Raw genomic sequence first — 12,475 nt, forward strand, 5'->3', positions numbered from 1 at the left:
TTTTTGCTCTACATTGGCAAGGAAAATAACAATAGACCCATTTTAACCACTTTTGCTCAGACTGCAATCTTAGACTGAGACTTAAGCTGATGAAGTTTTGGTTTTTTTAGCCCATCGCTGCGCTTTAGGCATCTCTTAAAATCAAAATCCTTTAAGATAATTGCTCTGTTCATCTGCAATGGTTTAAAAAAACATGACCCAACTAAAACACCCGTTGATTTCCTACTCTTTAGTATTTATTCAATTCTTAATCATAGGCGCGCTACTCTTTACCGGACCTTGGTTGGCCAGTTTACAAGGAGCCATTTGGCAAGTTGCTGGTGTCTTGCTGGGGCTTTGGGCACTGCAAACCATGCACTTGGGGCGCTTTAACATTATTCCCGACCCGCGTCCGGATTCGAGTTTGGTACAAGCTGGCCCTTATCGTTTAATTAGGCACCCAATGTATGCATCCATTTTGTTATTTTTTATCCCCTTAGTTATAGAAGCGCCTTCAATGTTACGCTGGGGGCTTTTAGGTATTTTGATCGTGGATTTGTTCATCAAACTGCATTACGAAGAAAGCCTGTTAAAAATTCAGTTTAGCGACTATGCAGATTATCAAACCCGCAGCCGCAAGATCATCCCTTTTATTTATTAAGGCAACATGCGAAAATACGCAACAATTTTTGAACACATTAAACGAGAATCTCATGGCAAAACCCACTTTACTCAGCGGCATTCAACCTTCTGGCGATTTGATGATTGGCAATTATATTGGCTCGATTAAAAATTGGGTAAAACTACAAGATGACTACAACTGCTTGTTTTCACTGGTTAATATGCACGCCATTACCGTTGAACAAAACCCCGCAGAACTCGCTAAACGCAGTCTAGATTTTGTGGCTTTGTATTTAGCCAGCGGCATTGACCCTGCAAAAAGCACTGTGTTTATTCAATCTCATGTGCCAGAGCATGCCGAATTGGCGTGGATTTTAAACTGCTCAACTTACATGGGCGAATTAAGTCGCATGACGCAATTTAAAGACAAATCGCAAAAACATGAAAGCAATATCAATGTTGGTTTGTTTGATTATCCTGTGTTAATGGCTGCGGATATTTTGCTGTATCAGTCGGAATTAGTACCGGTGGGTGCGGACCAAAAACAACATTTAGAATTAACGCGTGATTTGGCAAATCGTTATAACAATCGGTTTGAACGCGAAATTTTTAAAGTACCAGAACCCTTTATCCCAGAAACCACTTCCGGTGGTCGCATCATGAGCTTGCAAGACCCAACCTCCAAAATGTCTAAGTCGGATGACAACAAAGGCAACTTTATTGCGTTGCTAGATGATCCAAAAACCATTTTGAAAAAATTCAAAAAAGCCGAAACCGATTCTGGCTCTGACATTATTTACGACTTGGATAACAAACCTGGCATTTCAAATTTACTGACCATCTACTCAGTCATCAGCGGCAAATCGATTCCAGAAGTGGTTCAGCATTTTGAAGGCAAAATGTATGGTCATTTAAAAGTAGAACTCGGGGAATTGGTGGTGGAATATTTGCGCCCAATTCAAGAAGACTATTACCGTATTCGTGATAACGAAACCGAATTGAAAGCCATCTTAAAAACTGGCGCCGCTCAAGCACGCGAAAAAGCCCAAGCCACTCTGCGCTCGGTGCATGAAGCCATAGGATTTGTATTGCCTTAATTGGGTAAAAGGCGCAATTTCCCTCTAAAAACAACCAGGCTTTATGCCCTTCAGTGCGCAGGTTGTTTTTAGGGGATTTCATTAAGGTTTTATCAACCCACCAGCATTACTTTTTGCCAAATCTCAGCGACTCTTTGACGCTGCTTTTCAAAGGTATCAATGGGCGTGAGAGATTTGATATTTTGTAATGCCAAGTGATGATAAAACGCACGATATTCTCGGTAAATATCTTCAAGATCTGCAGCATCCTCTGCCGTCAACAGCTGTGCCTCTGCAATCGCCCCCAGTAAACGAATATTGTCAGAATAAACCGCTAAACTTGGGTATTGCGCCGCATAACTCAAAATGAAAAACTGCACCATAAACTCAATATCAACAATACCACCCAAACCTTGCTTTAAGTCAAACTGTTCGGCGTTGGTTTTGTCTAGCGACTTGCGCATTTTTTGGCGCATATCACGCACTTCTTGACGAATGGTATTTTCGTCTCGCGTTTTTTGCATAAAGCCCAGTCTAAACTCTTCAAAATGTTGCTTAGCCAAACTTGACCCTATCACCGCTCTGGCTCGCACCAACGCTTGATGCTCCCAAACCCAAGCTTTATTTTCAATGTAGGCTTGATAACTTTTAAAATCCGTCACAATCAAACCGCTTTCACCATTCGGTCTTAAACGGGTATCGACTTCGTAAAGCATGCCGGTTGGCATCATGGTGGTGAGCAACGAAATCACCTTTTGCCCAAGACGCATAAAGTAAATATTGTTTTCTAACGAGCGTGCGCCAGAACTACTGGCGGAATTCTCTAGTCCGTCGTATAAAAAAACCATATCTAAATCCGAACCATAACCCAACTCTATGCCGCCCAACTTTCCATAACCTAAGATTAAAAATGGCAACTCATCTTCCGTGCTCATGCCCCCCGGAATGCCGCTTTTTTGGCGCATAAAATGATAGGCATAATCGACCACCGCTTGCAACACCGCCTCCGCAATCCAAGTGAGCGCATCGCTGACTTGCATAATGGGTAAATGCCCGGTTTCATCGGCCATTGCCACTTTAAATACCTGAGTGTGGCGCCACTGGCGCAAGCCATTCATAAAGGCTTCGTCGTCACCGGCAAACTTTTGCTGTAACGCCTGCGCATCTGCCATTAACTGCTCACGATTCATTAAGTTGCGCACATTTTGTTCATCTAAAAGTTGATCTAGTAATGAGGGATATTTACTCAACATCTCCGTCATCCAAGGACTCAAGGCGCAGACTTTAATCAAATTGCGTAAGACCTGAGGGTTTTCAATCAGCAACACTAAGTACACGCTGCGGCGCAATACACTTTCTAACACTCGTAATGTTCTATCTAGCGCCTGCGCCTGATGCTCGGGCAAATCGTGCAACGCCTGTAAAACCAGGGGCATGACTTTATCTAAACGCTCTAAACCTTCGACGGGCAACTTTTGCACTTTGGGCGACTTTTTAAACTGATCTAATAAGCGTGCCATTTCTGCTGGCTCTTTAAAACCATGCATTTGATAGGCCGCATCGTCTTCCACGGCAACTTTCCAGGTTTTAGAAAGCGCCGCATTTTCATCAGGCTGTTTAAGCTCTTCAATGGCAAACACCGCATCAAATTGCACTTGAACTTGAGCGCGATGCGCATTGAGTTCTGCCATAAAATCAGTGGTCTTGGCAAAACCCATCGCATTGGCTAGATGATTTAATTGTTCGGCATCGGTTGGCAAGCTGTGGGCTTGTTGATCGCTCCAGATTTGAATACGGTTTTCGGCACGGCGTAAAAACAGATAGGCTTGGCGCAACGCATCGGTCACTTGAGGCGTTAAAAAACCTGCCTCTTGAACCGCTTGCAACATGGGCAATAATGAACGCCCTTGCAATTGCGGCATTCTGCCGCCATGAATCAATTGAAAGGCTTGCACAATAAATTCAATTTCGCGAATCCCGCCGGGCCCCAACTTGAGATTGTCTTGCATGCCCTTTTTGACAACCTGGGCTTCGATTTGCATTTTTAAATCTCTGAGCGAATCCAGCGCCGTAAAATCAACATATTTGCGATAAACAAACGGACGCAAAATATCAAACAGCTCTTTACCTTGTTCGACATCGCCCGCCATCAAACGCGCTTTTACCAAGGCATATCTTTCCCAAGCACGGCCATGCAATGCATAGTAGTTTTCCATGCCAGAAAAACTCACCGCCAAAGGCCCTTGTGTTCCAAAAGGTCGCAAACGCATATCCACGCGATAGACAAATCCGTCGGCAGAATAATCCGCCAAAGATTTGTTCATGGCCTGCGCCAAGCGAATAAAAAACTGTTCGTTATCCATTTGAGTGCGACCACCTTGGGTATTGCCGCGCTCGGGATACACATAAATCATATCAATGTCAGACGAAAAGTTAAGTTCTTGCCCGCCTAACTTGCCCATTCCTAACACCAACATTTGTTGCGGTAAGCCAGACTCTTTACCAATGGGCGTTCCAAATTTTTCTATCATCAAACGATAATGCCAATCCAACGCACCACCAACCAAACAATCTGCCAGATCAGAAGTTTCTTGCAGGGTTTCAGACAACTCAGCCAATCCAGCTAAATCTCGAATGGCAATACGCACCATTTGCTGATTGCGATAGGTGCGAAGGCGTTGATTTAACTCGTCCAAACTTTTACTCTCTAATAACCAAGCCTTGCCCTTAGCAAGCAAAGAACCAGGCTCATTGCATTGCGACCACCCAGATGGCTCAGACCATTCAGGATGGCGAGCCAGTTGTTGGGTTAGGTAAAGACTCCAGCCTTGCAGTTGGGACAAATTGATGGACATGAAAACTCCTTGAAAGTGCGTAAAATGGCCCCAAAAGTAACCAGGCCTGGTTGTTTTTAGAGCCGTTTGAATAAGTTTTATCAGCGAAAATAAAGATACAATTGCGTCTTGCGTTTATCGTCTAGCTCCCAAACTTCGGAGGGTTCAACATCGGGCACCGCAAAACTGTTAGAGACAAATACACTCCCTGGCGTCATTTCTTCAGCAACCTTTTGCCACAACTTGGGCATGGGCTCGGGTGATAAAAAGGCATAAACCACATCATAGCTGCTTAAATCCGTATTCCATAAGTCCATGGCATACACATCTCCGCCGCGCATTAAGGTGTAGAATTTAGAGATTAAATAGGGAATAGGCGCAGTTTCAACCCCATCAGCGCGCGCTACATTAGGCTGCTGCGCCATATAGACAACATTGCCACCGAGCCCACAGCCTAAATCTAAAAACCTAACTTTGCGACGCTTGCGCGCCAGTTTTTTAAGGGCTTCTCGGGTGGTGTTATTGGTTAAATACAATGGAACTCGTTCTTTGATAGCATTACTGAAAATAAGCCAAATTAACACAAATATCAGTAGTGCCCAAATGGGATTAATCTCTAATTGCAATCCCCAATACAATCCCACGGGCAGTGCAAATTGAATCCATCGCCACCAACAAGGTAACCCCAAACGACAACTTAAAAACGCCGCCAACACCCCCTGCACCATTACTAATAACCAAAATGGATAAGGCGGTGCAATGATATGGCTGGCAAGAAGTACTAATAGTGCTAATAAAGCCAAGGCTAAGCCTTGAGCCAACATGGCTAAAACAATTTTAGGCATTCTTTTAAACATGTTTTTGCCCTTGTTTGTATAACGTTAAAACCTTTAGTAAACCGTTTTTCACATTTGCACCACTTTAAACATTGTTGCACCAAAGCCTTCAAATACCTTTTCACATTTAGGTAAATTTTTAAGCCAAAAAACCTTCTAAGCCATTGATTATAAAAACCTATGCTAACTTGGCACAGCTTCGGCTTTAAGACCTTCGAATTTTTATCTTTTATAACTTTAATAATCAGAGGTTAAGTATGAAACTTGTTGTCGCAATTATCAAACCTTTTAAGCTTGATGATGTTCGCGAAGCCCTGCATGAAGTTGACATTCATGGAATGACTGTCACGGAATCTAAAGGCTTTGGTCGTCAGAAAGGTCACACTGAAATCTATCGTGGTGCGGAATACGCTATTGAATTCCTACCAAAAGTTCGTCTTGAAATCGCCGTTTCAGATGACAAGGTAGAAGAAGTCATCGAAGTGATTGGCAATGCCGCTCGTACCGGCAAAATTGGAGATGGCAAAATTTTTGTTATGCCATTAGAACAAGCAGTTCGTATCAGAACTGAAGAATCTGGCGATGTCGCGCTTTAAAGAGGATTGAGTATATGGAACAAGTATTACAACTCAGTTACGCCCTAGACACCTTTTACTTTTTGATGTCTGGTGCGTTAGTTATGTGGATGGCAGCTGGTTTTGCCATGCTAGAAGCAGGTTTGGTGCGTAGTAAAAATACCACTGAAATCTTAGCTAAGAACGTCGGGCTTTTTGCAATTGCCTGTGTCATGTATATGTTAGTCGGTTACAACATTATGTATCCTGGTGAAGCAATCAGCAGTGTTATTCCTGGTTTGAGCTTCTTAATCGGTGGTGATAATGCCGTTGCTGATGTAATTAAAGGTGGTGATGACGCTCCTTATTACTCTGGAATGTCTGACTTCTTCTTCCAAGTAGTCTTCGTTGCAACAGCAATGTCTGTGGTTTCTGGTGCGGTTGCTGAGCGTATGAAGCTCATGTCTTTCTTCGCTTTCGCTATCATCTTTACTGCGGTTATTTACCCAGTTGAAGGTTACTGGAAATGGGGTGGAGGATTCTTAGATGAGTTAGGTTTCCTAGATTTCGCAGGTTCTGGTATCGTTCACATGGCGGGTGCAGCTGCAGCTTTAGCGGGTGTGTTATTGCTAGGTGCTCGTAAAGGCAAGTATGGTCCAAATGGTGAAGTACGTGCATTCGCTGGTGCTAACCTTCCAATGGCTACTTTAGGGACTTTCATCCTATGGTTAGGTTGGTTTGGTTTCAACGGTGGTTCTGAGTTAAAAATCTCTAACGTTGACGAAGCAAACGCAGTTGCAATGGTATTTGTAAACACTTTGATGGCCGCTGCTGGTGGCGTTATTGGTGCGTTAATTGCCTCTAAGTTCAAGTTTGGTAAAGTTGACTTAACTATGATCCTAAACGGTGCTTTAGCAGGTCTGGTTGCTATCACTGCAGAACCTCTAACTCCGACTGCTCTAGAAGCGACATTAATTGGTTTAGTAGGTGGTATCATCGTGGTATTCGCTATCCTAATGATGGACAGCAAATTGAAAATTGATGATCCAGTTGGTGCTATCTCTGTTCACGGTATCGTTGGTATCTACGGTCTAATCGCAGTGACTTTCACTAACCCTGATTCAACTTTAGTTGCTCAGTTAACCGGTATGGCAGTTATCTTTGCATGGGTTTTCATCACGAGCTTAATCGTGTGGGGAATCATCAAAGCAGTCATGGGCATCCGTGTCAGCGAAGAAGAAGAGTTTGAAGGTGTTGACCAATCTGAATGTGGAATGGAAGCTTACCCAGAGTTTACAAAATAATCTCTAAGTTTTCTAAAACTCTTAAACCACAAAACCCGCCTAGGCGGGTTTTGTGCATTTAAGCTTTCATAAAAGCTATAAAGTTCTAATTTTATACAACAAGCGATACCATCGCTCTTTCCAAGTTAACTTAGGTTCTAGCGGTTGATTAAATATCAACACCACTGGCGGTGAATCTGGATTTGCCACCTCATTACGCCCCCATTCCATAATCGCATCTTGCTCCCACCCTGAATCCATCGCAATCAACTGCCAAGGCAAGTAAACATTCTCCGGTAGAGATTCAACAGGTAATGGTTTGCCCTTTGCATAATCCAAAAATATTTTATGTTCAATAATGACCTCTTTAGTTTTGCCAGATTCCGTCCAAATACGAATTAACTCGCCCTGCGCCAATAAAGTTCCATAGGGTAAAAATAGGTATTTTGCTTCAAGCGTTACCACGGGGTGATCCGTTAAGGGTGCGCCCACCGGAAAAGAAAACTGACAATAACCATTTGAACAACAAGACATTTTAGTCTCCAAAAAAATTCACACAACTTCGCCAAAAGGCGTAAAATTAAGTTATATCCCTTTAAGAGACATCAAGATCTCAAAAATTTAAAAAGGAGTTTAACATGGCCATTGATTCTATTTCCAGCAGCTACAACCCAGCAGCGGTCAGCATGCTACAGCAAAGCTTAACTACGGGCAGACAAATCAACTCTGCAGCAGACAATCCATCCGGTCAAGCAATGGTGACAACTTACACCAGCCAAATCAACCAGCAAGATTATGCCACCCGAAATGCTAATGATGGCATTTCGCTACTACAAACTGCAGACGGTGTCAGTGAAAGTGTTGGCTCACAATTACAGCGTTTAAATGAATTAGCCTTACAAGCTCAAAATGGTACTTATAATCCATCACAACGCAACATCCTAAATCTTGAGTTTCAACAAGGTTTACAAAGCATTAATCAGTTTATTGGACAAGCCAGTTTTAATGGCACTAACTTATTAGACGGTTCTACCCAAAATATCGACATTGCGATGGGCAACACTTCTTCAAGTTTAACCATGCCCAACTTTTCAACTTCAGGCTTGGGGTTAGATGGGCTCAATATCAACTCAGCAACTGGCGCTAGCTCTGCTTTAGAATCTATCAGCGCAGCACTAGAAACTTACACGGCCGGCAGAGCACAATTTGGGGCGCAACAAAATGGCTTAAGCTCTGCCATTGATAACCTCAGCAGCCAGAGCATAAATGTACAAGCCACACGCAGTCAAATTAACGATACCGACTACGCCAGAAGCATTGCAGAAGTCAGCCGCCAACAAATCCTAGACCAAGCGGGTCTTGCCATGCAGGCACAACGCAACCAAGACAAATCTCAAGTATTGCAGTTATTGCAATAATACACCTCAAGACACCAACGACAACCTTTTAAATGTTGTCGTTGGTTTTTTGCTTAAATATTTCTATTTCCTTTAGCGATTTTATTTAGCACACGAGTATTATCGTTTCACAATTGAATTGAAAACGGTTATCAAATCGCCAGCATTCGCTGGATGACCTATTTAGCGAAAATCACCCCTGACCCTCATGAATCGCAACAATTAAAAGATAAAATTGCCATCATGACCGAGCTCAACTAACCTGGCAAATCGGCTTAAAACGCCAACTCCATCTGATATTCTTTTACGACAATGCTATAATCGTCATAATTTTTTTAGATTTAAGCAGAGCAAAGAACCGCAGCATGGAAAAGCATTTCGACCCCACCACGATAGAAAAAAAATGGTATTCAGTTTGGGAGCACAAAGGCTACTTTAAGCCAATGGACAGCACCACTGGCGACAATTACAGCATTATGATTCCACCGCCTAATGTCACGGGCAGCTTGCACATGGGGCACGCCTTTCAAGACACCATTATGGACACCCTCATCCGCTATCATCGCATGAAAGGCGACAGCACGCTTTGGCAACCCGGTACCGACCATGCGGGTATAGCTACGCAAATGGTGGTTGAGCGTCAGCTAGCCGCTAAAGGATTGTCGCGTCATGATTTAGGGCGCGATGCCTTTATCGAAAAAATTTGGGAATGGAAAGCAGAATCCGGTGGCACCATCACCCAACAGTTGCGTCGTTTAGGGGCATCACCCGACTGGTCGCGTGAACGCTTTACGATGGACGACGGCTTGTCGAATGCGGTCAAAGAAGTCTTTGTGCAACTTTACGAAGAAGACCTGATTTACCGTGGCAAGCGTCTGGTGAACTGGGATCCCGTCTTGCACACAGCCGTATCAGATTTAGAAGTTATTTCTGAAGAAGAACAAGGCTCTTTATGGCACATGCGCTATCCACTTACCGATGGTTCTGGCGTTTTAGTGGTAGCCACTACCCGTCCGGAAACCATGTTTGGTGACCAAGCGGTTGCCGTCCACCCAGAAGACGAACGCTACCAGCATCTGATCGGGCAAACCATTACTCTGCCGTTAGTCGGTCGTGAAATCCCTATTATTGCCGATGATTATGTGGATAAAGATTTCGGAACTGGTTGCGTCAAAATCACGCCAGCGCACGACTTTAACGACTATGAAATGGGCAAACGCCACAATCTACCTATGCTCAACATCATGACGATTGATGCAGCCATGAATGATGAAGTGCCTGAAAAATACCGTGGTCTGGATCGTTTCAAGGCCCGCCAAGCCGTGATTGATGATCTTGAAGCTTTGGGATTGATGGAAGTCATCAAACCTCACAAACTTATGGTTCCCCGTGGCGATCGTACCCATGCGGTTATTGAACCCTTCTTAACCGACCAATGGTATGTTGCCGTTGAGGCCTTGGCAAAACCAGCCATCGATGCGGTTAAAAATGGCGACATTGAATTTGTACCTAAAAACTGGGAAAACACCTATTTTGAATGGATGAACAATATTCAAGACTGGTGTATTTCTCGCCAAATTTGGTGGGGACACCGCATTCCCGCATGGTATGACGAGTCTGGCAAGGTCTATGTTGGGCGTGACGAAGCTGAGGTTCGTGCCAAACACAACCTGCCTGCCGACCTTGCTCTCTCCCAAGACAACGATGTACTGGATACTTGGTTCAGTTCAGCACTCTGGACCTTCTCAACACTGGGATGGCCTGAAGACACAGAAGAGCTTAAAAAATTCCACCCAACCTCAGTGTTGGTTACTGGTTTCGACATTATCTTCTTCTGGGTTGCCCGTATGATTATGATGACCCTGAAATTTAAAGGTGAAGTCCCCTTTAAACAAGTTTATGTACATGGTTTGGTGCGGGATGGCGAAGGCCAAAAAATGTCGAAATCCAAAGGCAATGTGCTTGACCCTATCGATTTGATTGATGGTATCGACCTAGAATCCTTGGTACAAAAACGCACCAGCGGCATGATGCAGCCAGAGAAAGCAGCGCAAATTGAAAAAGCCACCCGTAAACAATTTGCCGACGGTATTGATGCCTATGGCACCGATGCCTTGCGCTTTACTTTTGCCTCTTTGGCTTCTACGGGTCGTGACATTCGTTTTGACATGAATCGCTGTGAAGGCTATCGTAATTTTTGTAACAAGTTATGGAATGCTACGCGTTTTGTACTGATGAACACCGAAGGTTATGACACAGGCGTAGATGAATCTTTGCCCGTTGAGTTGTCATTGGCCGACAAATGGATTGTGTCTAAACTACAAGGTCTAGAGTCCGAAGTGGCCAAGCAGTTTGATAACTACCGTTTTGACCTAGCCTCTACCGCCTTGTATGAATTCATTTGGAACGAATATTGCGATTGGTATTTGGAGTTGGCCAAACCCGTTCTTAACAAAGACGATAGCGGTGATGCCGCCAAACGCGGCACTCGCAAAACTTTGGTGCGCGTTTTAGAAACCTTGTTGCGTTTGTTGCACCCAATTACCCCCTTTATCACCGAAGAAGCTTGGCAAGCGGTTGCACCCCTAGCTGGCAAAACCGGCAACAGTTTAATGTTGGAAGCCTATCCGCTCGCCGACCCCAGCAAAGTTGATGTAGATGCCGAAGCGGAATTGGAGTGGGTCAAAGCATTCATTATGGGTGTGCGTAAAATCCGCTCAGAAATGGACATTAAACCCAGCAAAGCCTTGCCAATTTTATTGCAAAATGCCACTGAAAATGACCAGGCCTGGTTAAAAAACAACACGGTTTTCTTAACTTCCTTGGCAAAATTGGAGTCTATCACTCTATTAAGTCCCAACGACACAGCACCCGATGCCGCTGTCGCTTTAGTCGGTGAGATGCAAATTTTAATTCCCATGGCTGGCTTAATCGACAAGGATGCAGAACTGGCGCGTTTGCAAAAGGAAATTACACGCTTGCAAGGCGAAACTCAGCGCTTAGACGGCAAACTGTCTAACGAGAGTTTTGTTGCTCGAGCACCTGCCGATGTTGTTGAAAAAGAAAAACAAAAACTACAAGATTCTTTGAACGCCCTAAAAAACTTAGAGGAACAATATGAAAAAATTAGTCAACTTTAAGACCCTAAGTCTCGCTGTTTTTGCGACAGCCGCTTTTACGGTTCAAGCGCCCGCGCTTGCAGAAGAAGGTTCAGGATTTAAAAACTATGTGACCGACTCGATTGAAATTCCTTTTCGTTCAGGGCCCAGCTACAAATACAAAATCAATCGTATGATTCGCTCAGGAACGCCTGTGACTATTTTAGAAGTGAATGACGAGCAGTGGGCCAGAGTGGAATACACCGACAATAAAGGCCGTACCTTTGAAGGTTGGATGCCTTCTATTTTGCTGCAAAATCAACCCGTTGCTAAAGTTCAACTTGAGCAAGAGATGGCAAAAAATGCCAAACTTGAGCAAGCAAAGATTCAGCTCACTGAAGAAATTGATACGCTTAAAAGTCGTTTAGAAACCACTCAGAACTCCTTAAATGATATTAACAAAGAAACTTTTGAGATTAAACAAGACTACAAACGCCTCAAAGAAATTTCGGGCAATGCCGTTGCGATTGGTGAAGAGAATCAGTCTTTAAAGCAGCAGGTATTAGATTTAAGCAATCAAAATGCACTTTATAAAGAACAAATTCAACAAGCAGAAGATGTGGTTGAACGCCAATGGTTTTTAACCGGTGGTGGCGTTTTGTTACTTGGGATTTTACTGGGCTTGTTTTTCCGAGCGCCCAAACGCAAAAAAACCTGGGATACTTTATAAGCACCTGATTTGAATCCATAAAAAAGCCAGCGAAAGCTGGCTTTTTACTTTGATGCGAATACTAATC

General features: G+C 43.7%; 10 protein-coding genes. 7 read left to right on the top strand and 3 right to left on the bottom strand.

The features are described 5' to 3' along the window. Window positions 1-193 precede the first annotated feature (193 nt). Both THMIRH_RS09125 and trpS read left to right on the top strand, forming a co-directional pair. Complete coding sequence (locus THMIRH_RS09125) at window positions 194-640, top strand: methyltransferase family protein (RefSeq protein WP_173291799.1); 447 nt, start codon at window positions 194-196, stop codon at window positions 638-640. 52 nt (window positions 641-692) lie between these two features. After that, window positions 693-1,697 (top strand): tryptophan--tRNA ligase, encoded by a 1,005-nt coding sequence (gene trpS, locus THMIRH_RS09130; RefSeq protein WP_173291800.1) that lies wholly within the window; start codon window positions 693-695, stop codon window positions 1,695-1,697. Between the two features lie 92 nt (window positions 1,698-1,789). Here trpS and glnE read toward each other — a convergent pair whose 3' ends face one another. Continuing rightward, the gene (gene glnE / locus THMIRH_RS09135) at window positions 1,790-4,531 is read right to left on the bottom strand and encodes a bifunctional [glutamate--ammonia ligase]-adenylyl-L-tyrosine phosphorylase/[glutamate--ammonia-ligase] adenylyltransferase (protein ID WP_173291801.1); all 2,742 of its coding nucleotides are present in this window, start codon (window positions 4,529-4,531) and stop codon (window positions 1,790-1,792) included. A gap of 80 nt (window positions 4,532-4,611) precedes the next feature. Further along, a complete protein-coding gene (locus THMIRH_RS09140) occupies window positions 4,612-5,367 on the bottom strand; it encodes a class I SAM-dependent methyltransferase (RefSeq protein WP_173291802.1) in 756 nt (251 codons plus the stop codon). Window positions 5,368-5,603: 236 nt separating this feature from the next. Here THMIRH_RS09140 and THMIRH_RS09145 point away from each other — a divergent pair, with 236 nt between their 5' ends. Both THMIRH_RS09145 and THMIRH_RS09150 read left to right on the top strand, forming a co-directional pair. Continuing rightward, on the top strand, window positions 5,604-5,942 hold the full coding sequence (locus THMIRH_RS09145; RefSeq protein ID WP_173291803.1) for a P-II family nitrogen regulator: 339 nt from the start codon (window positions 5,604-5,606) through the stop codon (window positions 5,940-5,942). Window positions 5,943-5,956: 14 nt separating this feature from the next. Further along, complete coding sequence (locus THMIRH_RS09150; protein WP_173291804.1) at window positions 5,957-7,204, top strand: ammonium transporter; 1,248 nt, start codon at window positions 5,957-5,959, stop codon at window positions 7,202-7,204. A 75-nt stretch (window positions 7,205-7,279) separates the two neighbouring features. Here THMIRH_RS09150 and THMIRH_RS09155 read toward each other — a convergent pair whose 3' ends face one another. Continuing rightward, window positions 7,280-7,717 (bottom strand): hypothetical protein, encoded by a 438-nt coding sequence (locus tag THMIRH_RS09155; RefSeq protein WP_173291805.1) that lies wholly within the window; start codon window positions 7,715-7,717, stop codon window positions 7,280-7,282. A 104-nt stretch (window positions 7,718-7,821) separates the two neighbouring features. On the opposite strand from THMIRH_RS09155, the gene THMIRH_RS09160 reads away from it, so the two are divergent. The 3 genes from THMIRH_RS09160 to THMIRH_RS09170 all read left to right on the top strand — a co-directional run bounded on the left by THMIRH_RS09160 (window position 7,822) and on the right by THMIRH_RS09170 (window position 12,408). Continuing rightward, a complete protein-coding gene (locus THMIRH_RS09160; protein ID WP_173291806.1) occupies window positions 7,822-8,601 on the top strand; it encodes a flagellin N-terminal helical domain-containing protein in 780 nt (259 codons plus the stop codon). A 344-nt stretch (window positions 8,602-8,945) separates the two neighbouring features. Further along, on the top strand, window positions 8,946-11,720 hold the full coding sequence (locus tag THMIRH_RS09165; RefSeq protein ID WP_173291807.1) for a valine--tRNA ligase: 2,775 nt from the start codon (window positions 8,946-8,948) through the stop codon (window positions 11,718-11,720). After that, window positions 11,698-12,408 carry a TIGR04211 family SH3 domain-containing protein gene (locus THMIRH_RS09170; RefSeq protein ID WP_173291808.1) on the top strand — a complete coding sequence of 237 codons (711 nt, stop codon included), beginning with the start codon at window positions 11,698-11,700 and terminating at the stop codon, window positions 12,406-12,408. The genes THMIRH_RS09165 and THMIRH_RS09170 overlap by 23 nt, the downstream gene beginning before the upstream one ends. Window positions 12,409-12,475: the final 67 nt, after the last annotated feature.

The organism is Thiosulfativibrio zosterae (genome assembly GCF_011398155.1).
Taxonomy (GTDB): domain Bacteria; phylum Pseudomonadota; class Gammaproteobacteria; order Thiomicrospirales; family Thiomicrospiraceae; genus Thiosulfativibrio; species Thiosulfativibrio zosterae.

Excerpts from the sequence above, each read along its gene's own strand:
- THMIRH_RS09170 (WP_173291808.1), top strand. The coding sequence starts at position 11,698 with ATGAAAAAATTAGTCAACTTTAAGACCCTAAGTCTCGCTGTTTTTGCG.
- THMIRH_RS09125 (WP_173291799.1), top strand. The coding sequence starts at position 194 with ATGACCCAACTAAAACACCCGTTGATTTCCTACTCTTTAGTATTTATT.
- THMIRH_RS09140 (WP_173291802.1), bottom strand. The coding sequence starts at position 5,367 with ATGTTTAAAAGAATGCCTAAAATTGTTTTAGCCATGTTGGCTCAAGGC.
- glnE (WP_173291801.1), bottom strand. The coding sequence starts at position 4,531 with ATGTCCATCAATTTGTCCCAACTGCAAGGCTGGAGTCTTTACCTAACC.
- THMIRH_RS09145 (WP_173291803.1), top strand. The coding sequence starts at position 5,604 with ATGAAACTTGTTGTCGCAATTATCAAACCTTTTAAGCTTGATGATGTT.
- THMIRH_RS09150 (WP_173291804.1), top strand. The coding sequence starts at position 5,957 with ATGGAACAAGTATTACAACTCAGTTACGCCCTAGACACCTTTTACTTT.
- THMIRH_RS09165 (WP_173291807.1), top strand. The coding sequence starts at position 8,946 with ATGGAAAAGCATTTCGACCCCACCACGATAGAAAAAAAATGGTATTCA.
- THMIRH_RS09155 (WP_173291805.1), bottom strand. The coding sequence starts at position 7,717 with ATGTCTTGTTGTTCAAATGGTTATTGTCAGTTTTCTTTTCCGGTGGGC.
- THMIRH_RS09160 (WP_173291806.1), top strand. The coding sequence starts at position 7,822 with ATGGCCATTGATTCTATTTCCAGCAGCTACAACCCAGCAGCGGTCAGC.
- trpS (WP_173291800.1), top strand. The coding sequence starts at position 693 with ATGGCAAAACCCACTTTACTCAGCGGCATTCAACCTTCTGGCGATTTG.